This window comes from Streptomyces sp. NPDC020731 (assembly GCF_044334705.1).
Lineage (GTDB): Bacteria > Actinomycetota > Actinomycetes > Streptomycetales > Streptomycetaceae > Streptomyces.
In genome coordinates this window covers 26,240-50,335 of record NZ_JBIRTN010000009.1, presented here as the reverse complement: position 1 = coordinate 50,335, position 24,096 = coordinate 26,240, and the positions used below count along the sequence as shown (strand labels likewise).

Below are 24,096 nucleotides of genomic sequence, written 5' to 3'. Positions count from 1 at the left end.
TCCGCTTTCCGTCTACGCGGTGGGGCGCCCCATCGCGCGGTAGCGCCAGCCGGCCCGGCGCCACACCTCCGGGTCGAGCGCGTTGCGCCCGTCGAGGATCAGCCGCTCCGCCGTCACCTCGCCCAGCACCGCCGGGTCCAGCTCCCGGAACTCCCGCCACTCCGTCAGGTGCAGCACGACGTCCGCGCCGCGCACCGCCTCCAGCGCCGAGCCGGCGTACGCCAGGGTCGGGAAGAGGCTGCGGGCGTTGTCCATGCCCTTCGGGTCGTACACCGTGACCTGGCCGCCCTGCAGATGGATCTGCCCGGCCACGTTCAGCGCCGGCGAGTCCCGGACGTCGTCCGAGTCCGGCTTGAAGGTCGCGCCCAGCACCGCCACCCGCTTGCCCAGGAACGCCCCGCCGCCCAGAGCCTGCCTTGTCAGCTCCACCATCCGGCCGCGCTGGCGCATGTTGATCGAGTCGATCTCCCGCAGGAACGTCAGCGCCTGGTCCGCGCCCAGCTCACCGGCGCGCGCCATGAACGCCCGGATGTCCTTCGGCAGACAGCCGCCGCCGAAACCGATCCCGGCCCGCAGGAACTTCGCGCCGATCCGGTCGTCGTAGCCGATGGCCTCCGCCAGCTTGGCGACGTCACCGTCCGCGGCCTCGCACACCTCGGCCATCGCGTTGATGAACGAGATCTTGGTGGCCAGGAAGGAGTTCGCCGAGGTCTTCACCAGCTCCGCGGTCGCGAAGTCGGTCACCACGAACGGCGAGCCCTCCTCGACCGGCGTGGTGTACACCTCCCGCAGCAGCTTCTCCGCCCGCTCACTGCGCACACCCACCACCAGCCGGTCCGGGTGCAGCGTGTCGCGCACGGCGAAGCCCTCACGCAGGAACTCCGGGTTCCACGCCAGCTCCGCGTCCTGACCGGCCGGAGCGTGCTCGGCCAGATAGGCGGCCAGCCGGTCGGCCGAGCCGACGGGCACCGTCGACTTGCCCACGACCAGCGCCGGACCCTTCAGATGCGGCGCGAGCGAGGCGATCGCGGAGTCGACGTACGACATGTCGCAGGCGTACTCGCCGTGCCGCTGCGGGGTGTTCACACACACGAAGTGGACGTCGCCGAACTCGCCGACCTCGGCCCAGTCCGTCGTGAACCGCAGCCGCCCGCTGGACCCCTCGATCCCGGCCACGTGCTTGCGCAGCAGCTCCTCGAGCCCCGGCTCGTACATCGGGACCTCACCGCGCCGGAGCTTGTCGATCTTCTCCGGTACGACATCGAGGCCCAGCACCTCGAACCCCAGCTCCGCCATGGCCGCCGCGTGGGTCGCACCGAGATAACCGGTGCCGATCACGGTGATCTTGAGGGCCATGAGTGCTCCAGGGGTATACGGCATGCAGTGCGGGCCCGAGCATAACCGGGGGCACGGGACCACCACCGGCGGGCTGTCGCCCAGCTCACCTATCCACGACCGTGGATGACGCTCTAAAATTTGAGTTACTTAACGGTAGTTAGCGTGATCAGCATCGCAGCGTTTTGGAGCGTGAGAGACCTTGGCCGGATCGGCTGACTTCGACCTGTACCGTCCGTTGGAGGAGCACGACATGCTCCGTGACGCCGTCCGCTCGCTGGCCGAGGCGAAGATCGCGCCGTACGCCGCCGCGGTCGACGAGGAGGCCCGCTTCCCCCGGGAGGCCCTGGACGCGCTGACCGCGAACGACCTGCACGCCGTGCACGTGCCCGAGGAGTACGGCGGCGCGGGCGCCGACGCGCTCGCCACGGTGATCGTGATCGAGGAGGTGGCCCGCGTCTGCGCGTCCTCCTCCCTCATCCCGGCCGTGAACAAGCTGGGCTCGCTGCCGGTGATCCTCTCCGGCTCCGAGGCGCTGAAGAAGAAGTACATGACCCCGCTCGCCAAGGGCGACGGCATGTTCTCGTACTGCCTCTCCGAGCCCGACGCGGGCTCGGACGCGGCCGGCATGAAGACCAGGGCGGTCCGCGACGGCGACTCCTGGGTCCTCAACGGCGTGAAGCGCTGGATCACCAACGCCGGCGAGTCCGAGTACTACACGGTGATGGCCGTCACCGACCCCACCAAGCGCTCCAGGGGCATCTCCGCCTTCGTCGTGGAGAAGTCCGACGAGGGCGTCTCCTTCGGCGCCCCGGAGAAGAAGCTCGGCATCAAGGGCTCCCCGACCCGCGAGGTCTACCTGGACAACGTCCGCATCCCCGCCGACCGCATGATCGGCGAGGAGGGCACCGGCTTCGCCACGGCGATGAAGACCCTGGACCACACCCGCATCACCATCGCCGCCCAGGCCCTCGGCATCGCCCAGGGCGCCCTCGACTACGCCAAGGGCTACGTGAAGGAGCGCAAGCAGTTCGGCAAGCCGATCGCCGACTTCCAGGGCATCCAGTTCATGCTCGCCGACATGGCCATGAAGATCGAGGCCGCCCGCCAGCTCACCTACGCCGCCGCGGCGAAGTCCGAGCGCGGCGACGCCGACCTCACCTTCCAGGGCGCCGCGGCGAAGTGCTTCGCCTCCGACGTCGCCATGGAGGTCACCACCGACGCCGTCCAGCTCCTGGGCGGCTACGGCTACACCCGCGACTACCCGGTGGAGCGCATGATGCGCGACGCGAAGATCACGCAGATTTATGAAGGCACGAACCAAGTCCAGCGGATTGTGATGGCAAGGAACCTTCTCTAGCAGGGTTTTCGCAGGTCAGAAGCTATTTCGAAGGTCCGGAGGGAGACCCTCGGCTTGTGCCCGTGGCGGCCCGGTCAGGGCCGTTCCTGGGCGTGATGCTGGGGGGATCCTGGGCAAATGCCGGGCTGAGAACGGCCACTGACCTGTACAAACAACACAGCCCCGGGCATGACGCCGGGGGCTGTCGTTGTACGCGGATCAGACGACTTCTGATGCCTCCGTGGGGTCATCGGCGCCAGGCGTCAACATCGTTGCGATGGCGGCCCGGCCGCGCTGCTCGGCTCCTTCGAAGATGTAGTGGTAGTGCTCCCTCAGCACGTCCGTACTGCTGTGGCCCATCCAGTCGGCCACGTCGTTCTCGGGAACTCCGGCGTACAGCAGCCGCGACCCGTAGTAGTGCCGGAGTGAGTGAGCCTTGCCGTACTTCACCTGTCCCTTGCCCAGAGCCTCCATCCAGATCTTCGGGTAGAAGTACGACGCGTAGAGGTAGCCGGTCCGCGTCACGTTGGGGAAGAGAAGCCGCTCCGGCCCCCATGCGCCGTGGTTCTTGATGTGCCGCCGTAGCTCGAAGGCGACGTTCGGCGGGAGGGGGACGGTACGCCCTGGCTCGCCTTCGTCCCGAGCCTTGATGTGCCGCCGCTGGATCGCACTGTTCTTGCCCGACTCCGTGTCGCCGTCCTCCGCAATCTGGAAGTCGACGCGAAGCGTCTCGGCCTTGAAGTCGATCTGCTCGCGGGACACCGCCATGGCCTCACCCAGCCGCAGGCCGCACCCGGCCATGAGCCACAGCATCGCGCGGTATCGCGGAGGAGCGGCATCCAGCATCGCCAGAACTTCCCGCGTCGTGAGTCGCCGCGCGGTGCTCTTGTGCTCCCGGATCTCCTTGGCGCGGCTGCCCGCGCCCTTGACCGTCTTGCACGGGTTCCGGCCGATGATCTCGTTGACGACAGCCCAGTCCATCATCCCGGAGAAGAACGAGAACCGCTGACGCCGTGTGCGGGCGGACAGCTTCCGGTCCTGCTCCATCCACAAGAGCCACTGCTCAACATCAGCGACCTTCAGGGACACGATGGAACGGGCCTTGAAGAACGGCTCAAGGGTCGTCCTCTGGATGGACCGGTACTGTTTTTGGTGCTGTTCTCCAGCTTCCTTTGATTCGTCCACTGCTCCCAGACAGCCGTCACGGGCTGCTTGCCCAATCGGTCGTCCAGGTGGGTTCCGGCGTCGAGTTCCTGTTCCTTGCGCTTGCGGTGGTCGTCGGCTCGCGTCTTGGTGCCGAAGGTCTTCTGCTGCTGCTTGCCGTTCGTGTCGTACCAGAACGTCGTCCATTTCTTCGGGTCGTCCTCGGATCGCGCGACCCATGCCCTTGCCACTGAGGCGGCCCCCCTCTGTCGATGACGCACGGACGGCCCGGCGTCGTGCCGGTTGCCCGGCCTGCCCCAGTCTGCGCATGACTCACCCTGATTTGTCCACACAGGGTGGGTCACCCTGTGTGGTACGTTCGGAAGTGTGGAAGCGAATGAGAGCGGGTTCGAGATCACCCAGGAGCAAGGGGCTTGGGCGATCCGCATGTGGTGGCCGACAGGACCGATCACCGGAGGGCCACAGCGGATCACTGTCGAGGCGGCGGAAGGCTCCGCCGGGCGTGACGTGGCGCGTGGAATCTCCACGACTGTTCTGCGGAGGCTCGACCTTGCGGCGGCCATGAAACTGGCAGAGAAGGCGCCTGAGTTGCAGCAGGGCAGGGAGGACGTGACGGCGAAGGTGGAGGAAGCGGGTTCGGCGGCGGGCCTGTTGCTGACCAACGAAGGGGTGTCAGAGCCGTACTTGGCCATGCTGGCTTCGACTTACAAGACCATGGCCGATCTAGGCGCTCCGGCTCCTGTTCCGTGGCTGGCCCGACTTGTCGGCCGCCGTCCCGAGACTGTCAAAGACCATCTCAAGCGCGCGCGAAGAGAGGGCTACCTGACCACAGTTGCGGGCAAGGCTGGCGGTGAACTTACTGAGAAGGCCACGGAGGTCCTTGCGGCTTTCGTTAATTCTGATGACGACCAGGACTGACGTCCGCTACTGCTGAAGCAGTACTTAACCTCGATCTTTCATGAGGGCCCGCCGACGGAGTCGGTGGGCCCTTTTGCTTTCCGGAGCTGTCGGTGGGCAGGCCGGCGGTCCGGCTGTCGCGTCGGGTGGGCGCCGGATTCCACTGCGCGGGGCGGGTGATGTTGTCGTTGGGACGGTGGACGTTGCTGGTCAGCCAGGGTTTGGCAGGAGCGCGAGTCGTTCAGGGGCGCCTGTGATCTCGCCGGTCCAGGGCCAATGAACGATGCTGTCGAGGATCTTGGTCACGCCAGGGGTCCGGGTGGTACCCGCCCCGTCGTCGCACGCAGGGAACAAGATCCCCGACAGCATCGCTCAGTGAAAGCGCTCCGCAGTGAACGCGCGCTTGCCGGCCGCGGTCCCCATCGTGGCCGATGGGGCGCCGGTGGAGTGGGGACCTGCGTCGGTGCGGCGTGTCGCGGTTTCCCACGAAATCCGGTGGAGTCTCAGCGGCCGGAAGTGGTTAGGTCCTGCTCAATGCTTCGCTGACACGGCCCGGCACAGTGCGAGGCGCAAGGTCCGAATCGCAGGCGCGGTCCAGCCCGCGTGTCGTCGAGTGATGGAGGTTATCGCAGTGGGTGGTTACGGGGCGCTCTCCGACGTATACGAGTGGCTGATCGGGGACGACAGGTTGACCCCCGCCAAGGCGGCCGCGGTTTACTACAGCGATGTAGTGGGCTCTCTGCCGCCCAACGCGCGCGTCCTCGACTGCGCGTGTGGAACCGGCCAGCTCGCCGTCGGTCTCGCGAGTCTTGGCCTTGACGTGGTTGCCGCAGACGCCAGCAGCGGGATGGTTCGCCGGACCGAGAAGGCCGCCGACGAGCAGGGTGTCTCGCTTCGAGCTCTCCGCGCGAGCTGGGACGAGCTGCCCGACCACCTGGAGGACTCCGCGTTCGATCTGGTGTTCTGCGTCGGCAATTCGCTCGGGCACGCCGAGGGCGCAGCCGGGCGCCTGACCGCACTGGAAGCGATGTCGCGGCTGCTGAATCCGGGCGGACGTCTTGTGCTCCACTCACGCAACTGGGAGCTCGTGCGCTCCGCCGGCTCACGGGTAGACGTCCGTGATCGGCTCATCCGCCGCAACGACCGCGATGCGGTCGTCAGCTACTACTGGCAGATCGAGCAGTGCTGGGAGCAGGAACACTTCCTCGAGATCGTGGTCGCCCAGATCGAGCCGGATGGGGCAGTGCGAGCCTGCTCGGAGCGGTTGTCCATCTGGCCCTACCGGTACGAGGACCTCGTGGCGCAGTTGCGGAGCGTTGGGCTCACGGTGCGGTCCACCACCTTCGATCCCGAGAGCGATGGATACCTGGTGGTCGCCAGCCGCGACCAGGCGCGAGGCACGTCTGAGCCGGCGCGCTGATCCGCCTTTCGTCGTTGTCGTTGCCGACCTGCCGGCGCGCGACCGCCTGCAGCGGGTTCTTCGCGAAGTGTTCAGCGCTTGAAGCGGTTGCTGCGGGTGTGGTCCTCGCCGGGCTGGCTTCCGACCTGCGGACCGCGGCCTGCACCGCCTCCACCAAGGCCTTCGTGATCCTGGACGGCACGCTGCTGCCGATCGACCGAATCGCGGCCGACCGGCCCTTCTGCTCTGGGAAACATGAGAAGCACGGCATGAACGTGCAGATCATCACCGATCCCGCCCGGGCCACTGGTGTGAGTATCGCCTGCACTGCCCGGCGCGGTCCACGACATCAAGGCCGCGCGAACCCACGGCATCATCGACGCCCTGGAGGAAGTCGGCGTGGAGTGCTGGGCCGACAAGGGTTACCGGGGCGCCGGCGGCACCGTACGGCTGCCCTATCAGGGTCGCTGGGAGACGCTTTCCGCAGGTCAGCAGGCTGTCAACCGCTCGCATGCAAGGATCCGTGCGCTCGTCGAGCAGGCCATGGCCACCCTCAAGAGTTGGCGGCTCCTGCGTAAGCTGCAATGTTCCACGACTCGCATCACCAGCCTGATTCAGGCCGTCCTCACCCTGCATCTGACCTGCTCAAACTGAGGTTGGAAACAGCTCAGTCCTTGATGTCGCACGTGCTGACCAGCTTGGTGACCTTCATGGTCTGGGTTCCCTCTCCCGTGCTGCCAGTACCCCGCATCTGGGTTGATGCTCCCGAGGCCAGGGCGCGCGGGTCAAGCGATCACGGTTGACGGAACGGGAAACCGCGTAACCTCCCCGGAGCCTGCCGCTCCTCCGACCGGTCGGGGAGGCTGCCGCCAGCACCGTGCCGACCTGGGCAGACTCCCGAGGATCATGGGGAAATGCTGGGGAGGCTTCTATTGAGAGGGGTGTCCGTGCAGGTCAGCGCCGTGTGACCCGTAAAGCGCGCAGATTTATGAAGGCACGAACCAGGTCCAGCGCATCGTGATGGCCCGCAACCTGCCGTGACGGCCGGCCGACGGGTGAAGGGCGTCCGCGGGCCGGGCGCCCTTCACCCTTCCCGGCCGCCGCGCGCCGTCACAGGAAGTGGCGGATCGGCGTGACCGCGGCCTCGGCGAGGCGTGCGGTCAGGGGGCGGCGCCGCCAGCGGGCCGGGTCGACGGGCTCGCTCAGCTTGCGGTCGGCGTCGAAGTCGGCGTCCAGCTCGGCGGTGAAGTCCTCGTCGAGGACGGCCAGCATGACTTCCTCGTCGTGCTCCATGGAGCGGCGGTTGAAGTTGCTGGAGCCGATCAGCGAACAGACGCCGTCCACCGTGATGATCTTCGTGTGCAGCATGGTCGGCTGGTACTCCCGCACGTCCACGCCCGCGTCGACGAGGGTCTGGTAGTGCTGCCGTCCGGCCAGCAGGCAGGCCCGCTGGTCGGTGTGCGGGCCGGGCAGCAGGATCTCGACGCACACCCCCCGGCGGGCGGCGTCGGCCAGCAGGCCGATGAAGTAGGGATCGGGCGCGAAGTAGGCGGTGGAGAGCCGAAAACGCTCCTGCGCCGAGGTGATCACCACGCGCAGCAGTGTCTGCATGTCCTGCCAGCCGAAACTGGCCGAACCCCGCACCACCTGCACCGTGGCGTTCCCCGGCTGCTCCTGGGAGGTGAAGCGGTCGTGCTCGTCGTACAGGTCGTCGTGGCACTCGGCCCAGTTCTGGGCGAAGGCCGCGGCTATACCGTCCACGGCGGGTCCCTTGACCCTCACGTGGGTGTCGCGCCACTCGCCCGGGGTGCGGGCGTCACCGCACCACTCCTCTGCGATGCCGACACCCCCGGTGAAGGCGGTGTGCTCGTCGGTCACCAGGACCTTGCGGTGACAGCGGTGGTTCTGCCGCATCGGCGACAGCCGGGTGGGCTTGCGGAACCAGGCCACCCGGACACCGGCGTCGTCCATGGCGTCCAGCAGCTCCGGCTCGATCTCCTTGGCGCCGAAACCGTCCAGCAGCAGCCGCACCCGGACCCCCGAACGCGCCCGCTCGGCCAGGGCGTCGGCGAACTCCCGCGCTATGTCGCCGCGCCAGTACACGAACGTCATCATGTCGACGGTGTGTTCCGCGGCGCGGATGGCCTCCAGCATCGCGGGGAAGATCTGGTCACCGTTGCGCAGCGGCACGAGTTCGTTGCCCTCGGTCGCGGCGATGCCGATGAGCCGCTCCAGCCGTCTGCGCAGCCGCTGTCGCTCCGCCTGTGGTGTCACGTGTGCTCTCTCCTGCCCGCCCGTCCGGCCCCCGGGGTGTGCCCCGGCCGCCTCACCTCTTTTTGCCGCCGGCGGTGCTTTCAAGCAGACATGCGGAGCGGGGTGGCGGGCGGGGCCGTCCTGTGGCGGTCATGGGGGAGGGGGCGTAGGACGGAGGGGCGGGGGCCGGGCCCCGGCCCTCTCCGTCCCCCCGGGAGGAACCATGACCCAGCAGCAGCCGACCACCACGGAACCGATGAGCAAGGAGACGCAGGACTGCATCGCCGCCTGCATGGCCTGCCACGGTGTGTGCGAGGAGACCATGAGCTCCTGTCTGCAGACGGGCGGCCAGGACCGGATGCAGATCATGCGGACGCTCATGGACTGCTCGGAGATGACCCGCATGTGCGCGGACATGATGATGCGCCGCTCACCGTTGGCGAACGAGATGTGCATGATGTGCGCGCAGGCCTGCGACATGTGCGCCGAGGCGTGCATGTCCATGCCGGACGACGACCGGATGGCGCGCTGCGCCGAGTCCTGTCGCCGCTGCTCCGAGATGTGCCGTGCGATGGCGGGCGCCACGATGTGACGCCGTCGCCGGACGGGGCTGTGGGCACCCCCGCGGGGTGCCCACAGCCGGTTCAGTCGCCCTTGACGGTGACCTTCTCGTCGTTGTTCAGCTGGCTCACCAGCTGCTTCACCTTCGCCTTGTCCCAGAGCAGGTTGCCGCCGGTGGAGCCCGCGATCGGCATGTTCATGGACGTGCCCTCGCCGCCGCTGACGCCCTTCATCGACCAGAACATGTCGGCGAGGTCGAGCAGGCCCATGTCCTTGTCGACGATCAGGGAGTCCAGGCCGGCGCCCATGGTCGGGTAGAGCTTGAAGGGGTTGAGGACCGTGCCCGGCGTGGCCACCTGGTTGGCGAGGGCGGAGAGGAACTTCTGCTGGTTCTTCGTGCGGTCCAGGTCGGAGCCGGCCAGCGCGTAGCGGGTGCGGACGAAGGCGAGGGCCTCCTCGCCGTTCAGGGTCTGCTTGCCCTTCTTGAGGTCGGCGCCGGACTTGGTGTCCTTGATGTCCTGCGGGATGTCCATCTCCACGCCGCCGACCGCGTCCACGATGCTCGCGAAGCCGCCGAAGCCGATCTCCACGTAGTGGTCGATGTGCAGGCCGGTGTTGAACTCGACCGTGCGGACCAGCAGTTCGGGCCCGTCCTCGGCGTAGGCGGCGTTGAGCTTCACCTGCCGGCCGGTCGCGGGGTAGGTCTTGCCCGAATCGGAGCCCACGAAGGACGGGATCTCGACGTTGGAGTCCCGGGGCAGCGAGATCAGGGTGGGGCCGTTGTCACCGGTGTGCAGGATCATCATCGAGTCCGTGCGCTTGCCGTCGGCGGACCCGGTGTGCAGCTTCTTCTTGTCCTCGGCGGTCATGCCCTCGCGGCTGTCGGAGCCGACGATGAGGTAGTTGGTGCCCTCGCCCTTCTCGGGCCGCTCGATCACCTTCGACAGGTCGACGTCGCGGTTGAGCTTGGAGTCGGCCCAGAAGTACGTGCCGACGGTCGTCACGACCAGCACCGTCACCACGGTGATCGCCGTCCACTTGACGCGGCGGCGCCAGTCCGGCGCGGGGCGCTGCGGGCCGTAGCCGTCACCGCCCGGCCCGGCGGGCCCGCCGCCCCCGGGCGTGCCGTAGACCTGGCCGGTGTTGTAACCGCTGTCGTAGCCGTCGCCGCCGCCGTGGCCGTCCACGTACGACGGCTGCTGCGGGACGCCGCCGTACGCGCCCTGCCCGGGAGGGACCGCCGGGCCGCGGCGGACCTGCCGCATGACGCGGGCGCTCTCGGGCTGCGCGCTCGCGCTGCCGCGTCCATAGCGTCCGCCGCGGTGGTCGTCGGGCCGTGCCTCGGGCCAATCAGTCATGGAAGACAGTGTGCAGGTCCGGGCTGTGCGCCATACAAGGGTCGTCGGAAAATCAGGTCACCGCTGTTGCGAAGCTGACACAAATTCCGCAGATGTGACCTCGGCATAAGGTGGAGGCCATGACAGATCAGGCCTCCGCCGCAGCCACGGAGATTCCGGAGATCCCGGGCAAGTCCACCTCGGCGTCCCGTACGACCCTCAGCCACATCATGACCCACAACGACACCAACCTCCTGGGCACGGTGCACGGTGGGGTGATCATGAAGCTGGTCGACGACGCCGCGGGCGCCGTCGCCGGACGGCATTCCGGAGGGCCTGCCGTCACCGCCTCCATGGACGAGATGGTCTTTCTGGAGCCGGTCCGCGTCGGTGATCTGGTCCATGTGAAGGCCCAGGTCAACTGGACCGGGCGGACCTCGATGGAGGTCGGGGTGCGGGTGCTGGCCGAGCGCTGGAACGAGTCCACGCCGCCCACCCAGGTCGGCTCGGCGTACCTCGTCTTCGCGGCCGTCGACGCCGACGGCAAGCCGCGCCGGGTGCCGCCGGTGACGCCGGAGACCGAGCGGGACAGGCGCCGCTACCAGGAGGCCCAGATCCGCCGCGCCCACCGCCTGGCCCGCCGCCGGGCGATCGTGGAACTGCGGGAGAAGCGGGCCGCCGAGGGGTTCGAGGACTAGCCGTTCCGTCCGGGGAGGTCAGGAGCAGCCCGCCTCGTCGCCCCGCACCACCCCGAACTCGCCCTGCCCCGGGTCCTGCGCCCGCACCGTGCGGACCTTCTCGAAGTCGGCGCCCGCGATCACCTTCAGCGTGGCGCCCTGGCCCTTCACCGCGCGCAGCTCGCTGCCGGGAAGGGCCGCCGCGAGGGATTTCGCGGAGCGGTCCCAGCGGGGGTCGTAGGCGACGACCGTCCGCCGCACGTCCTGGTCCGCCGCGTTGACCGGGGCACGGGTGGTGGCGAAGCCGGTCGCCGCCAGCGCGGCGTCGACCCGTCGGCCGAGGCCCGCGGTGCGGGTGCCGTTCTCGACCTGGACGCGGACCTGCCGGGGGTCCACCGGGACGCGGAGCGCCGCGTCGGGGGTGCGGTGCGCGGAGAGCGGCTCGTCCCGGCGCAGCGCGTCGAAGATGCGCCCGGCCTTCCCGGCGTCCCACTTCAGGGTCGAGCCGACGCCCTTCACGACGTGTCTCATGTCGGAGATCGGCACGGTGGTGAACTCGGAGGAGGAGGGCGAGAAGTTCCGCATCGCCCGGCCGAGGTCCAGGAGTTCGCCGGTGCCGAAGCCCTCGTCGGCGCGGACCGAGCCGAGCACCGCCCGGGTCACGTCCCGGAACCTCATCGGGTTCAGCAGGATGCCGGAGGAGGTGACCCGGTCCACCAGGGCCGCCATGAAGTGCTGCTGGCGTTTCATCCGGCTGAGGTCGGAGGCGCCGTCGACGTGCCGGGCGCGGACGTACTGCAGGGCCTGGCCGCCTTCGAGGGTGTGCCGGCCGGCGGGCAGGTCGAGGCCGGTGTGGCTGTCCTTCAGCGGTTCGCCGGTGCAGATCTCGACGCCGCCGACCACGTCCACGGTCCTCATGAAGCTGGTGAAGTCGACCTCCAGGTAGTGGTCGATCTTCACCCGGGTCATCTTCTCGACCGTGCGCACGGTCAGCCGCGGCCCGCCCTCCGCGTACGCCGTGTTCAGCTTGAGCGGGTGCCCCTCGTGCCGCTCGCCGCTCACGCGGTCGGTGTGCGGGGGCGTCACGGCGTACGAGTCGCGGGGCAGGCTGACCACGGTGGCACGGTCGCGGTCCGCCGAGATGTGCACGATCATGATCGTGTCGGTGCAGTGGCAGGGCTCCCCGCCGAGCCGGTACTTCGCCCGCTCCTTCGCGCCGATCCTTTCCCGGCCGTCGGTGCCGACGAGCAGGATGTTCATGCCGTGACCGGCCTCGGGCCGGTTCTTCATGTCGCGGAAGGGGTCGACCCGGGCGATGTCCTCGTCGAGGCCGCTCATCACCGTGTGTCCGATCCCGGCGGAGGCGAGCACCACGACCGACAGCATGGAGACGGTGCGCATGACCCAGCGCGGCTTTCCGCGTGGCGGTGCGGGGGACGGAGCGGGTGGCCGTGGGGGACGCTGCGGTGCGGGGCGGGGCCGGGGGGACCGCGGCGGCGTGGGCAAGGGGGACACCTCCGGACGACGGCCGTGCGTGGGATCGTGAGCACGGTAGGCCGATACGATCTGTGGCCCGGTACATCGCCCCCGGCGCGCGCGGCGGTGTCCCCCGTTCGCGGTAACGTGAGGGCCCTATGAACGCCAATCCCGACGTGCGGCTCCCCGCCGTTTCCGTGATCATGCCTGTCCTCAACGAGGAGCGGCACCTGCGCGGCGCCGTCCGCGCGATCCTCGCCCAGGAGTACGCCGGCGAGATGGAGGTCGTGATCGCCCTCGGTCCGTCCACGGACCGCACGGACGAGATCGCCGCCGAGCTCGTGGCCGAGGACCCGCGGGTGCACACCGTGCCCAATCCGACCGGCCGCACCCCGGCCGCCCTCAACGCGGCGATCAAGGCCTCGCGCCATCCGGTCGTGGTCCGCGTCGACGGGCACGGGATGCTCTCCCCGAACTACATCGCGACCGCCGTACGGCTCCTGGAGGAGACCGGCGCGCAGAACGTCGGCGGCATCATGCACGCCGAGGGGGAGAACGACTGGGAGCACGCCGTCGCGGCCGCGATGACGTCGAGGATAGGTGTGGGCAACGCCGCCTTCCACACCGGCGGCGAGGCCGCTCCCGCCGAGACGGTGTACCTGGGGGTGTTCCGGCGCGAGGCGCTGGAGCGGCAGGGCGGTTACAACGTGGAGTTCATCCGCGCTCAGGACTGGGAGCTGAACTTCCGCATCCGTGAGGCCGGCGGGCTGATCTGGTTCTCGCCGGAGCTGAAGGTGTCGTACCGGCCCCGGCCGAGCGTGCGGGCGCTGGCCAAGCAGTACAAGGACTACGGCCGTTGGCGGCACGTCGTGGCCCGTTACCACTCCGGTTCCATCAACCTGCGCTACCTCGCCCCGCCGACCGCGGTGTGCGCGATCGCGGCCGGGATCGTGGTGGGGGCCGCGCTGACCCCGTGGGGCTTCGTGGTGCCCGGCGGTTACCTCGCGGCGATCGTGCTGGGGTCCGTACCGGCCGGCAGGGGACTGCCGTTCAAGGCGCGGCTGCAGATCCCGGTGGCGCTGGCCACCATGCACATGTCGTGGGGCTGGGGCTTCCTCACCAGCCCGAAGGCCCTGGCGCGCAAGGTGATCGCGAGCCGGCGCCCCGCGGTCCGCGCGGACGCGCCGGCCTCCTGACGTCATCGCATGCCGGGGGACCGGTGAGGGCGGCGTGAGAAGGCGTACGGTCGGCCCGCTGCCAGCGCTCGTCGGGCCGACCGCACAGGGCCCGCCACCGCCGGATCAGGGTGCCGGCGGAGTCCCGGGCGTGCGCCCACAGCCAGAAGGGGACGGAACCAGGGCGGTGCGGGTCCCCGGAAGCCTTTTCGTGGGCCGTCGATCAGGCGACGGCCCACGCATCGCGACGGGCGAGGCTCCCTGAACTGTGGGGCGAATGCCGTCAGCCGCAGTGGACGCCGTAGTTGATGCGCGTGTAGTTGGACTCCGCGCGGCCGCCCCAGTCGATGCAGGCACCCGGGGCGTAGAGGTAGAGGGGCCCCGCGTAGTAGTTGTAGACCCCGTCGTCCTGCGTGCCGGCCGGCCATGAGGTGGTGGTGTTGTGGCGCCGCAGGTTGGCTCCCAGGATCTGGGGCGTTCCCGGGGCGTCGCCCACGGTCACGACGCAGTTGTATCCGGTGGAGCTGTTGTAGGTCAGGAACGTGTTGCCGTCGCCCACATCCATCGAGTCGATCACTTTGTAACCCGAACCGCAGGCGCTGTTGTACGAGGCCGCCTCGGCGGTGCCGGTCGTGAGGGCCGTTCCGGTGACAGCGAGGCCGAGGACTGCCGCGGCGGACATGAGTCGTCTCGGAATGCGCATGACATTCTCCTAGGTCGGGCTTGTCGTGATGGTGAAGGCGACGGCCAGGGAAAGCCGGTTGTCGCCCGGGACGGCCGGCAGGGATGCCGTGGCCCCGCGACCGCACCGGCGCGAGTCCGATCACTGACGGGTCCTTGCGGGAATCCTGCCGGAGGATCCGGGTCCGGATCCGTCCAAGATCATCGTATGGCGGAGCCGAACCGGGAATACCCGTACGGGGAGATGGCCGGATAGGCAGGGGCGATGGCCGATAAGTGCGTCACCGGTGCGGAACCGCCTGCCCGTCCGGGACCCTGACAGTCGGAGCCGTTCCTTCCCGCAGGCCATGGTGTGCGCGACAGCGGCCGGGATCCTGAGGGTGCGGTGCTCGCCCCGTGGGGCCTCGTACCGAGGGTCCCCCTCCGGCCGGGAAGGGGCTCGTCGCGTTCATGCTCGTCGCAGGTTCACCAGGTGAAGCCCGGACTGACGTGCATGCACGCCTTGTCGTCGGCCCCGTTGAGCGCCTGTGCGGTCTCGGGGGTGGTGTTGTCCTCCTCGGGCGCCTTGTACGTCGTGCCCTCGCGCCAGTCGGCGCCCACGACGAGCGTGACGCCGGACACCTCGGTGGAGCGCTTCACCGCGCTCGCCGGGACGCCGAGGGCGTCGGCGACGCGGCGGGCGTCGCCCTCCAGGTCGGCGCTCGGGTACTGCACCACCGTCCGCTTCTCGCTGAGGGCACTGATGGTGTCGGCGGTCGCCGAGGTGAAGCCCTTCTCCCGCAGCGCCGTCACAACCGTGTCGGTGCGCCCGGGCGCGACGGCGAGGGTATCGGTGCGGGTGCCGTTGCGGACCTGTACGGCGATGTCGGCGTCGTCGGCCGCCGGGTCCGACGGCGTCTTCTCCTCGGCCTTCACCGGCTCGGCGTCCTTGCCGTCGAGGGCGATGTCCTCGCGCACCAGACGGAACAACTGCTCGGCGTCCTCGGTCGGTTCCACGCGAGCGCCCACGTACCGGTTGGGCATCGTCGTCATGGTGATGCGCTCCGGCTCCACCTTGCGCAGTTCGGTGCTCAGGTCGTACAGCTTCTTCACCGTGTCGAGGCCGGGGTCGACGGTGAGTGCCTCGGTGGCCTTCTCGGCGAGTCTGCGCAGCTTGTTGGGGTTGCTGAGGGTGGCGTTCTCGCGCAGCTCGCGGACCAGCGAGTTCATGTACATGTGCTGGGCCTTGGCACGGGCGAGGTCGCTGCCGTCCTCGAAGCCGTAGCGCGTGCGCAGCCATTGCAGGGCCTGTTCGCCCTTCACCGGGTGGGTGCCCTTCTCGAGTTTCAGCCCGGAGCCGTGGCCCTGGCCGTCGCGCGAGTGGATGTTGGCGTCGACGCACACCGGAACACCGCCGACCGCGTCCGCCATGGAGACCACGCCCGCGAAGTCGACCATGACGAAGTGGTCGATGTGGATGCCGGTGAGCTCCTGCCAGGTGGCCACCGTGCAGCCGGGGCCGCCGTGGCCGAGGCTCTGGTTGGTCATCGTCCGCCCGTCGCTCGCCGGGTACACCGTCCCGTCGTCCGGGTCGGTGCACTTGGGGATCTGGAGCAGGGTGTCGCGCGGCATGCTGACCACGGACATGTTGGAGCGGTCGGCGGACAGGTGCACCAGCATCTGGACGTCGGCGAGCGGAGTGGAGCCGAACGTCTCGCGAGCGCCCCCGAGTTGCTGGTTCTTCTCGGTGTCCCGCGCGTCGCTGCCGATGAGCAGGATGTTCAGCGGGGTCTGCCCGGCCGCGTTCGGCGTCGGCTCGGCGACCTCGGCGTCGCCCAGGTTCAGGGCGTCCTTCTTGATGTTGTGGTTCAGCTGCCGGTAGTAGAGGTAACCCGCCCCGGCCGTGCCGACTATGAGCAGGGCGAGGACCGCCGCGAACCACTTGAGCAGCCGGCGTGCGCGGCGCGGGCGGGGGCCGTCCGCGCCCTTGCCCTCGCCTTCGTCCCCGCCCTCGGCCGGACTGTCGTCCGGGTCCACCTCACGCTCGTCGTCACCGAGTGTCTCCGGTGCGGCGTTCTGCGTCACTGCCGCCGTTCTCCCCACTCCTGGCAACCCCTCGCCTCGTGAAGCAGGCCCGTCCTGCGTCCTGTTAGACGCACGACGGGCCCGTCAGTTGCCCCGGTATTCCAACCGACTTCAACAAGTTACGCGGGGGCCGGGGAGCTACCAGCGGTACGGCTTGTACACGTCCATGCACCTGCCCGTCTCCGCGCCGCTGAGGGCGTCGGCGTCGTCCGGCAGATCGCCGGCGGCGGGCGGCACCTGCTCCGGATAGGCCGTGCCCTCACGCCAGTCCGCGCCGATCACGACCGTGACACCGGAGACATCGGCGGACTGCTTGACGGAACTCGCCGGGATACCGAGCGACTCGGCCACCCGCCGGGCGTCCCCCTGCGAGTCGGCGGCCGGATACCGTACGACGGTCCGCTGCTCGGCGAGCGCGCGGGAGGTGTCCGGCGCGGCGCGGGGGAAACCCTTCGCCACCAGGGACCGGGCGATCGCGTTCGCCCGGCCGGTGACGGGGCCGAGGGACGCGGACCGGGTGGCGTTCTGGACGAGGACGCCGATCTCGGCGTCCGGGGCGGCGGGGTCGGCGGCGGCCCTGCCCTTCTCGTCCTCGCCGCTCGTCTTGTTCTTGCCGCCCTTGCCGCCCTTGCCGCCCTTGCCGTCGAAGGACACGTCGTCGCGGAGCATGGTCCACACCCGCTCGGCGTCGGCGCCGGCCGCGAGCAGGTGGTTGCGGTTCTGCGGGTCCTCGACCGTGGGCAGCGTCGTCATGGTGATGCGGTCCGGCGGCACCGTCTTCAGCTGCATCCCCAGGTCGTACAGCTTCTTCACCGAGCCGATCTCCTCGGAGACCGTCAGCGAGCCGGTCGCCGCCTCCGCCAGGTCCATCAGCCTGCCCGTGTCGGTGAACACGTTCTGGTCGCGCAGGGTGCGGATCATCGAGTTCATGTACATGTGCTGGGCCCGCGCCCGCAGCAGGTCGCTGCCCCAGGCGTGCCGGGTACGCAGCCACTGCAGCGCCCGCTCGCCCTCGACCTTCTCCGACCCGGCCTTCATCTTCAGGCCCGAGCCGCCGGGCACACCGGGCAGCGGTCGGTCCCACACGTTCTGGTCGACGCAGACCTCGACGCCGCCGATGGCGTCCGCCATCGACACGACGCCCGCGAAGTCGATCGTCATCCAGTGGTCGATGTAGACGCCGGTGAGGTTCTCCCAGGTGGCCAGGGTGCAGCCGGGACCGCCGCGGGCCAGCGAGGTGTTGATGATGTCGTTGGTGGCCGGGTAGGTGTCCCCGGTCTTCGGGTCGGTGCACTCGGGGACGTCGACCCGGGTGTCGCGCGGGATGCTCACCACGGCCGCGCTCTCGCGGTCGGCGGCGAGATGGATCAGCATCTGCACATCGCCCAGCGGTGGATTGCCGCGGGTGTCCCGGCTGCCGCCGAGCGCGACGTTCTTGTCGGAGGCGCGGCTGTCGGAGCCGATCAGCAGGATGTTCAGTGGCGTCTGCCCGGCCGCGTTCGGCCCGGTCTTGTGCGCCTTGGAGTCACCGCTGCTGCGCTCACCCTTCTCGATATTGCCGTTCAGATGCTCGTAGTACAGGTAACCGGCGCCGGCCGTCCCGAGTATCAGTACGGCCAGGGTCGCCGCCGACCAGCGCAGCGCGCGCCGGCCCCGCCCGGCGGACGGCCGCCGTCCGCCTTTCGGCGGGCCGTCACCGCCCTCCGGGGCCCGAGGGCCGCCGTCCGGCAGGCCGGGCCCGGGTTCCTCCCGCACACCGCTCCGCGTCACCGTCTCCCCCTCGCCGCACCATGGAACGGGCCTGCCCCGCGCCCTGTAGGACGCGGAACAGGCCCGTCAGGTCACTTGGCGCACTCGACCTTGTCCGCCGTGGACTTCCGGGCGTCATCGGGCACGTCCGCGGCGGCCGCGTCGATTTTGACGCCGGCACCCTTGAAGTCCTTGCCGAGGGTCAGCGTCATCGCGGGCACACCCTGGGAGTTGGTGACGCTCTCGCCGGGCTTCATCGCCGAACCGGACAGCCCCATGATGTCGGCCAGGCGGCGTGCCTGGTCGGCCTGGTCGGGGGCGTACTCCAGCGTCGTCCTGCTCAGTTCCTCGGGCGCGTTGCCGGCGTTCTCCGACTTGGTGACGCTCTGGTTCACCTGCAGCCAGCTGAGGGTCTCCTGGGCGCTGCCGTCCACGGCGCCGCCGTTGAGGATCCGCACGCGGACCTCGGAGGCCGGTGCCTTCTCGCCCTTCAGCCGGGCGGCGACGGCGGCCTTCTCCTTCTTCTTCTGCTGCTTGACCTCGGTGAAGGAGACGTCGTTCTTGACCATGTCGAAGACCTGCTGGGCGGACTCCTTCAGCACGACGGTCACCGGCGTCTTCTCGGCCGGGTTGTCCTTGACCGGCACGGTGGCGAAGGTCAGGTTCTTGACGTTGAGCTTGCCCAGCTCCAGACCCAGGTCCTTGAGCTTGTTGATGCTGTCCAACTGGGAGTCGACGGTGAGCGCCTTGGTCCCCGCCTCTGCCAGCTTGATCATCTTCGTCGGACTGGTGAGCGTGTCGTTCGACTTCAGCTTCCGCATCAGCGAGCTCAGGAACTGCTGTTGCAACTCGATCCGGCTCAGATCGCCGCCGAAGCCGACCGAGTGCCGGGTGCGGACGAACGCCAGCGCGTCCTCACCCTCGATGGTGTGCGTGCCCTTGGACAACTTCAGATGAGAATCCGGGTCGTCGATGTCCTTGGCCAGACACACCTCGACGCCACCGACCGCCGACGTCAGCGTCTTCACCGCGTTGAAGTCGGCCACCATGAAGTTGTCCGGCGTGATGCCGGTCAGCTCCGTCACCGTCCGCATGGTGCAGCTGGGCGTACGGCCACCCTGGCCGAGGCTGGTGTTGAAGCGGACGCCGGCCGAGCCCGGGATGATCTTCTCGCTGCCGTCCTCCTGCTGCGTCGGGCAGTCGGGGACGTCGACTATCAGGTCACGCGGAATGCTCAGCGCGGTCGCGTTGGAACGGTCCTTGGAGACGTGCAGCAGGAGCGTGGTGTCGGCGTGCCCCTCGCTGCCTTTGTCGCCGTAGCTTTCGTTGCCGGAGCCGGTGCGCTTGTCGGTGCCGATCAGCAGGATGTTGATCGCCTTGTCCTTGCTGAAGCCGCCCGTGCTGGCGCCGTCGTCGGAGACGGACTGGATGTTGTCGTTCAGATGTTCCAGATAGAGGTACCCGGCCGTGCCGGCCACGAGCACCACGAACGCCATCGTGCCGCCGGTCCACAGCAGGACCTTCTTCGCCTTCGACTTCTTCTTCGCCGGCCGGCGCCCGCGCTGCCCCGGGGGCGGCTCCTGCGGCACACCCCGGCGTCTGCGCTGCGGCGGCACCTCGCGACCGGGTGCCTCCCGCTCACGTTCGGGGGTGCGGCCCGGCGCCGCCGACCGGCCGCGCGCGGCGCCCGCACCCGGGGGGCGCGGTCCGCGCGGTCCGGGAACCGCCGATTGCGGTGCGGAAGGGCCCAGTCGCAGTTCGTATTCGCCGGTGTCCGGGTTGAGTACCCACTGGTCTGCGGGATCGATGTTCTCCGCCCGCCCACGGCCTTGCGCGTCCACGTCGCTTGAATCCTCCGTCGGGCCCACGCGGCGCCTTTCCCCTTCCAAGGCGCTCGGGTCTCGGTCACACAGTGCGGGATTCTCAGGACAGGCCTGAAGGAACGGACGCACCGGAGCGCTCACACTAACGGTCCTGATCGAGTGGAAGCGACGGCGGTGACGAATTCCACTTCCTCACAAGTGGGCAATCCGCCCATTTCTTCGGACAAAGGCGCGGTGCCTTGGGGTTGGCTCGGGGCAGGCTCTACGCGCAGGTGTCCTCGGCGGCCGTGTTTCCCGAGAACGTCGGTGCCGGAGAGGAGTCGCCGGACGCCTTCCCGGATTCCTTTTCCGTGCCCTTCCGGTCACCGTCCGTGTCGACGGCCACGGGTGCGTCCCCGCGCAGCCGTTCGAACAGTTCCTCTGCGGCGGGCTGCGCGAGTTGGTCCCGATTCACGTTCCCGGCGTACGGCTCCCGGGGAACGGTCAGGAAGTGCACCCGCTCCGCGGGGATCTCGCGCAACCCGCGCGCGAGATCGTACAGACCCCGCAGACTGGCCAGCCCCGGGTCGGTCGTGAGCGACGAGGTGGCCGCGTCCAGAACGGGATACAGCTTCACCGGATTCAGCAGAACGTCATTGCCGCTCACCTTGTTGACCAGCGCGCCGAGGAAGCGCTGCTGGCGCTCCATACGGCTGGTGTCGCTGCCGTCGCCGAGGGACTTGCGGGCGCGGACATAACCGAGCGCCTGCTCCCCGTCCAGCGTCACCCGGCCCGCCGGAAGTCTCAGTTCGGCGTCCTCGTCGTCGACGGGCTCGCGCAGGCACACCTCGACACCGCCCACCGCGTCGACCATGTCCTTGAAGCCGTCGAAGTCGACGACGACGTGGTGGTCGACGCGGATGTCCGTGAGTTTCTCCACCGTTCGGATGGTGCAGGCCGAACCGCCCACCGCGAAGGCCGAGTTGAACATCGTGAACACCGGCTCGGCACGCGACCCGTCGGGGCGGCGGCAGCCGGGCACGTCCACCATCAGGTCCCGGGGGACGGACACCGCGGTGGCGCTGCGCCGGCCCGCCGACAGATGCAGCAGGATCACGGTGTCCGAACGTTCCGTCCCCACGTCCCGCCCGTAGCGGGCGTTCTCGTCCCCCGCGCGCGAGTCCGAGCCGATCAGCAGGATGTTCCGGGCGTCCTTGACGAGCGCCGTGGGCCGTTCCCTCTCGAACCGCGCGAGTTCGGCGGCCGCCGCCTCGTCCGGGGTGATGTTCCCCTCCAGCTTCATGTACACCGCCCACCCGGCGCCCGCGGCCGCGAGCAGCGCGACGGTGACGGCGAGCCCGGTGCCGCACGCCCAGCGCCGCCGCCGGCGCCGGGCCCGCCCCCGCCCGCTCGCCGAGGACCCCGTCCCCGGGCCGAGGACACGGCTGCCCCCCGGCTGCGCGGAGGACGCGCCTGCGGTGTCGCTCATGACCGGGTCCACCCCTCACTGCGTACGGCGTGTGGTGGTGCCGTTGGGTACGACGATGACCCGGGACGACGGTCCGGGGCGGGTGGTGGTGCGCCGGACGGGGGAGGGGGTGGGGCGGACGGGGGTGTCGGTGGGGGCCCGGTTTCGGTGGGGCGGTGGGGAACGTGTTCCCGGGGGTGGGGTGGCGCCTTTTACGGCGCGGTGGGGGACGGGGACGCGTTTCCCGGGAGCGGGCCGGCGAGTGACGCCTTCCGCGATGCGGCGGGTGGCGGCGCCGTCACCGGGCGATGACCGTCACCCGTTCGCTCTCCACCCGCTTGTCCAGGGCGTCGTCCCCGAGGCGGTCCAGGTTCCGGCACAGCACCACGGAGCCGCCGGTCGCCAGTGGCCCGTACAGGCCCGTGTTCAGGCCCTCCCACGTGTCGTACGGCCGCCCCGACAGGATCCGCGAACCCGGTCCGGTCAGACCGAGCTCCGGCGCCTCGGCCCGGGCCCGCTCGACCACCTCCGCCCCGGTGAACTCCCGGCCCGCCACGATCAGCGCCGGCTCCTCGGGGCCGACCGGCGCGTACGGCACGAAGCGGTCGCCCTGCCCCGGCACCTCGACGGCGTAGTCGGCGAAGCCCTCCGGCGGCTGCGGGAAGCGCCCGCCGAGAGGCCTGAGAGCCAGCGCGATCCTGGGCCCCGGGCAGGCCCGCGCCGCCTCCAGCGACTCCGGCTCCGGACCGCTCACCACCACGTCCGCCGCCGCCGGGTCCCCGGCCACGTCCGCGACCACGCCCACCGACGCGCACGCCAGCAGCCAGACCGCCGTCTGCCAGTGCGCGGGCAGCAGCAGGGCCACCCGGTCACCGGGTTCCACGGACAGCTCGTCCTGGAGGAGGTTGGCGGTCTTGGCCACCCAATTGGCGAAGGTGGCCACGGACAGTTCGACGCGTTCGCCCGTGGCGTCGTCGTAGAAGGTCACCAGGGGGCGTCCCGGGTCCGCGGCGAGCGCGGAACTCAGCAGGTCGGCAGGGGTGCGGTCGGTGGCGTTCACCCGCGCAAGCGTACGCGGACCCGCCCGCGCGCACCGCCCGCCGGGGGCACCGGTTCGGGGGAACGGGCTCCGACAGGCCGTCAACTCCCCGATGGACAGATTTGTCTGACTGTGTCCAAGCTCAGGGGCATGCGTGGAATTCTTGCTTCCTCAATCGGTGTCACCTGCGCCGCCGCCCTCGCCCTCCCGCTCGTTCCGCCCGCCACCGCGGCGGACGCGAGACCGGCGCCGACGGCAGAGGCGGCCACGCGCGCAGCGGTGACGGACCGGTCCGACGTACCCGGCAGCACCCGGTCGCTGCCCCTGAGACCCCTCAGCCGTGACCGTGCCTCCGGCGTCGTCCTCGGCCTCGCCCCGCGGGCCGTACGGCCCTTCTCCCTTCTCGGCGTCGTCTGGGACGACCCCGCCGCCGAACTCCACGGCCGCGTCCAGGTCCGCACCCGGGCGGCCGGCACCGGCGTCTGGTCCGGCTGGCAGGACGTCGAGACGCACTACGCCGACCACGCGGCCGATCCGGACAGCGCGGAGGGCGCCGCGGACGGGGTCCGCGGCGCCACGGCGCCGCTGTGGGTGGGGGAGTCGGACGGGGTGGAGATCCGGGTCCGGCCGGAGCCCGGTGAGGGCGGGGCCGAGGGGGGTGGGGTGGATGGGACCGGAGTGGATGGGACCGGAGTGGATGGGACCGGGGTGGATGGGACTGGGGTGGATGGGACTGGGGTGGATGAGACCGGAGTGGATGGGACCGGTGCCGGTGAGTTCGGGGCTGTAGAACCAGGGACCGGTGAGCCCGGAACCGGCGACCACTCGGTGTTGCCCTCCGGGCTGCGGCTCGAACTCGTCGACCCGGGGGACGAGGCCCTGGAGAGTCCGCGCACCGGCGTCATGAGCGCCGAAACGACCGCCGCCTCCGCGGCCAACTCCGCACTCGCACCGCTCGGGACCCTGGAGATCCCCGCACTGAGCGGCGAGCGGACCCGGCAGGAGTACCTCACCCTGGGCGGGGCCGAACTGACCGAGCAGCAGCGGGCCAGGCCGTACATCGGGCCGCGCCCCGCCATCGTCACCCGGCGCGGCTGGGGGGCCGACGAGAGCCTGCGGGAGAAGCGGTTCGTGTACACCGGCAAGGTCAAGGCGGCCTTCGTGCACCACACCGCCTCCGGCAACGGCTACACGTGCTCGCAGGCCCCTTCGCTCGTCCGCGGGTTCTACCGATACCACGTGCGGAGCCTGGGCTGGCGGGACATCGGCTACAACTTCCTCGTCGACAAGTGCGGCAGGATCTACGAGGGCCGGGCCGGAGGAGTGGCGAAGGCGGTCAAGGGGGCCCACACCATGGGCTTCAACACCGACACCACGGGCATCGCGGTGATCGGTTCCTACGGCTCCAGGAAGCCGTCCTCCTCCGCCGTGAAGGCCGTCGCCCGGCTCACCGCGTGGAAACTCGGACTGCACGGGATGAATCCACGCGCCAAGACATATCTGAAGTCAGCCGGTGGCAATCTCTACCGAAAAGGTAAGAAGGTACGACTGAACGTGATCTCCGGTCACCGGGACGGGTTCAACACCTCGTGCCCAGGGGGGAAGCTGTACAAGAAGCTCGGCACCGCGCGTTCCACGGCGGCTCGTTACCAGGGCCGCTGAGACGGGCCGGGCGCTCCC

The 24,096-nt window shown here is 69.7% G+C and carries 19 protein-coding genes and 1 pseudogene; 8 read left to right on the top strand and 12 right to left on the bottom strand.

The features are described from left to right. Positions 1-12: 12 nt before the first annotated feature. Complete coding sequence (locus tag ACH4VX_RS15615) at positions 13-1,356, bottom strand: UDP-glucose dehydrogenase family protein (RefSeq protein WP_398367936.1); 1,344 nt, start codon at positions 1,354-1,356, stop codon at positions 13-15. Positions 1,357-1,537: 181 nt separating this feature from the next. Here ACH4VX_RS15615 and ACH4VX_RS15610 point away from each other — a divergent pair, with 181 nt between their 5' ends. Then, a complete protein-coding gene (locus ACH4VX_RS15610) occupies positions 1,538-2,695 on the top strand; it encodes an acyl-CoA dehydrogenase (protein WP_398367935.1) in 1,158 nt (385 codons plus the stop codon). 198 nt (positions 2,696-2,893) lie between these two features. On the opposite strand, the gene ACH4VX_RS15605 is transcribed toward ACH4VX_RS15610, so the two are convergent. After that, positions 2,894-3,763: a tyrosine-type recombinase/integrase gene (locus tag ACH4VX_RS15605; RefSeq protein ID WP_398367934.1), complete on the bottom strand. Its 870-nt coding sequence runs from the start codon at positions 3,761-3,763 to the stop codon at positions 2,894-2,896. Next, positions 3,754-4,068, bottom strand: a complete 315-nt coding sequence (locus ACH4VX_RS15600; RefSeq protein WP_398367933.1) for a hypothetical protein — start codon at positions 4,066-4,068, stop codon at positions 3,754-3,756. The genes ACH4VX_RS15605 and ACH4VX_RS15600 overlap by 10 nt, the downstream gene beginning before the upstream one ends. 136 nt (positions 4,069-4,204) lie before the next feature. Between ACH4VX_RS15600 and ACH4VX_RS15595 the strand changes: the two genes are divergently transcribed. The 3 genes and pseudogenes from ACH4VX_RS15595 to ACH4VX_RS15585 all read left to right on the top strand — a co-directional run. Next, complete coding sequence (locus ACH4VX_RS15595) at positions 4,205-4,756, top strand: hypothetical protein (RefSeq protein WP_398367932.1); 552 nt, start codon at positions 4,205-4,207, stop codon at positions 4,754-4,756. 595 nt (positions 4,757-5,351) lie between these two features. Continuing rightward, on the top strand, positions 5,352-6,155 hold the full coding sequence (locus ACH4VX_RS15590) for a class I SAM-dependent methyltransferase (protein WP_398367931.1): 804 nt from the start codon (positions 5,352-5,354) through the stop codon (positions 6,153-6,155). Positions 6,156-6,250: 95 nt separating this feature from the next. After that, positions 6,251-6,788: pseudogene (locus ACH4VX_RS15585) on the top strand (transposase family protein); the annotation flags it as partial. A gap of 456 nt (positions 6,789-7,244) precedes the next feature. Here ACH4VX_RS15585 and ACH4VX_RS15580 read toward each other — a convergent pair. Next, positions 7,245-8,408: a phosphatidylserine/phosphatidylglycerophosphate/cardiolipin synthase family protein gene (locus ACH4VX_RS15580; protein ID WP_398367930.1), complete on the bottom strand. Its 1,164-nt coding sequence runs from the start codon at positions 8,406-8,408 to the stop codon at positions 7,245-7,247. A 202-nt stretch (positions 8,409-8,610) separates the two neighbouring features. On the opposite strand from ACH4VX_RS15580, the gene ACH4VX_RS15575 reads away from it, so the two are divergent. Beyond that, positions 8,611-8,979 (top strand): four-helix bundle copper-binding protein, encoded by a 369-nt coding sequence (locus ACH4VX_RS15575; protein WP_384720144.1) that lies wholly within the window; start codon positions 8,611-8,613, stop codon positions 8,977-8,979. 52 nt (positions 8,980-9,031) lie between these two features. Here ACH4VX_RS15575 and ACH4VX_RS15570 read toward each other — a convergent pair whose 3' ends face one another. Beyond that, the gene (locus ACH4VX_RS15570) at positions 9,032-10,306 is read right to left on the bottom strand and encodes an LCP family protein (protein WP_384720146.1); all 1,275 of its coding nucleotides are present in this window, start codon (positions 10,304-10,306) and stop codon (positions 9,032-9,034) included. Between the two features lie 119 nt (positions 10,307-10,425). Here ACH4VX_RS15570 and ACH4VX_RS15565 point away from each other — a divergent pair, with 119 nt between their 5' ends. Then, positions 10,426-10,983 carry an acyl-CoA thioesterase gene (locus ACH4VX_RS15565; RefSeq protein ID WP_384720148.1) on the top strand — a complete coding sequence of 186 codons (558 nt, stop codon included), beginning with the start codon at positions 10,426-10,428 and terminating at the stop codon, positions 10,981-10,983. Between the two features lie 18 nt (positions 10,984-11,001). Here the strand turns inward: ACH4VX_RS15565 and ACH4VX_RS15560 are convergent, their stop codons facing one another. Next, a complete protein-coding gene (locus tag ACH4VX_RS15560) occupies positions 11,002-12,363 on the bottom strand; it encodes an LCP family protein (RefSeq protein ID WP_398367929.1) in 1,362 nt (453 codons plus the stop codon). Between the two features lie 233 nt (positions 12,364-12,596). Here ACH4VX_RS15560 and ACH4VX_RS15555 point away from each other — a divergent pair, with 233 nt between their 5' ends. After that, a complete protein-coding gene (locus ACH4VX_RS15555; RefSeq protein ID WP_398367928.1) occupies positions 12,597-13,634 on the top strand; it encodes a glycosyltransferase family 2 protein in 1,038 nt (345 codons plus the stop codon). Positions 13,635-13,896: 262 nt separating this feature from the next. Here the strand turns inward: ACH4VX_RS15555 and ACH4VX_RS15550 are convergent, their stop codons facing one another. The 6 genes from ACH4VX_RS15550 to ACH4VX_RS15525 all read right to left on the bottom strand — a co-directional run bounded on the left by ACH4VX_RS15550 (position 13,897) and on the right by ACH4VX_RS15525 (position 22,437). Then, positions 13,897-14,316 (bottom strand): spore-associated protein A, encoded by a 420-nt coding sequence (locus ACH4VX_RS15550; protein ID WP_398367927.1) that lies wholly within the window; start codon positions 14,314-14,316, stop codon positions 13,897-13,899. Positions 14,317-14,759: 443 nt separating this feature from the next. Next, a complete protein-coding gene (locus tag ACH4VX_RS15545) occupies positions 14,760-16,358 on the bottom strand; it encodes an LCP family protein (RefSeq protein ID WP_398367926.1) in 1,599 nt (532 codons plus the stop codon). Positions 16,359-16,496: 138 nt separating this feature from the next. Then, positions 16,497-18,128, bottom strand: a complete 1,632-nt coding sequence (locus tag ACH4VX_RS15540; RefSeq protein WP_398367925.1) for an LCP family protein — start codon at positions 18,126-18,128, stop codon at positions 16,497-16,499. A 71-nt stretch (positions 18,129-18,199) separates the two neighbouring features. Then, a complete protein-coding gene (locus tag ACH4VX_RS15535) occupies positions 18,200-19,948 on the bottom strand; it encodes an LCP family protein (RefSeq protein ID WP_398367924.1) in 1,749 nt (582 codons plus the stop codon). Positions 19,949-20,192: 244 nt separating this feature from the next. Beyond that, positions 20,193-21,398, bottom strand: coding sequence for an LCP family protein (locus ACH4VX_RS15530; protein WP_398367923.1), 1,206 nt, complete (start codon positions 21,396-21,398; stop codon positions 20,193-20,195). A 277-nt stretch (positions 21,399-21,675) separates the two neighbouring features. Further along, complete coding sequence (locus ACH4VX_RS15525; RefSeq protein ID WP_398367922.1) at positions 21,676-22,437, bottom strand: TIGR03089 family protein; 762 nt, start codon at positions 22,435-22,437, stop codon at positions 21,676-21,678. A gap of 129 nt (positions 22,438-22,566) precedes the next feature. On the opposite strand from ACH4VX_RS15525, the gene ACH4VX_RS15520 reads away from it, so the two are divergent. Continuing rightward, the gene (locus ACH4VX_RS15520; protein ID WP_398367921.1) at positions 22,567-24,078 is read left to right on the top strand and encodes a peptidoglycan recognition protein; all 1,512 of its coding nucleotides are present in this window, start codon (positions 22,567-22,569) and stop codon (positions 24,076-24,078) included. Positions 24,079-24,096: the final 18 nt, after the last annotated feature.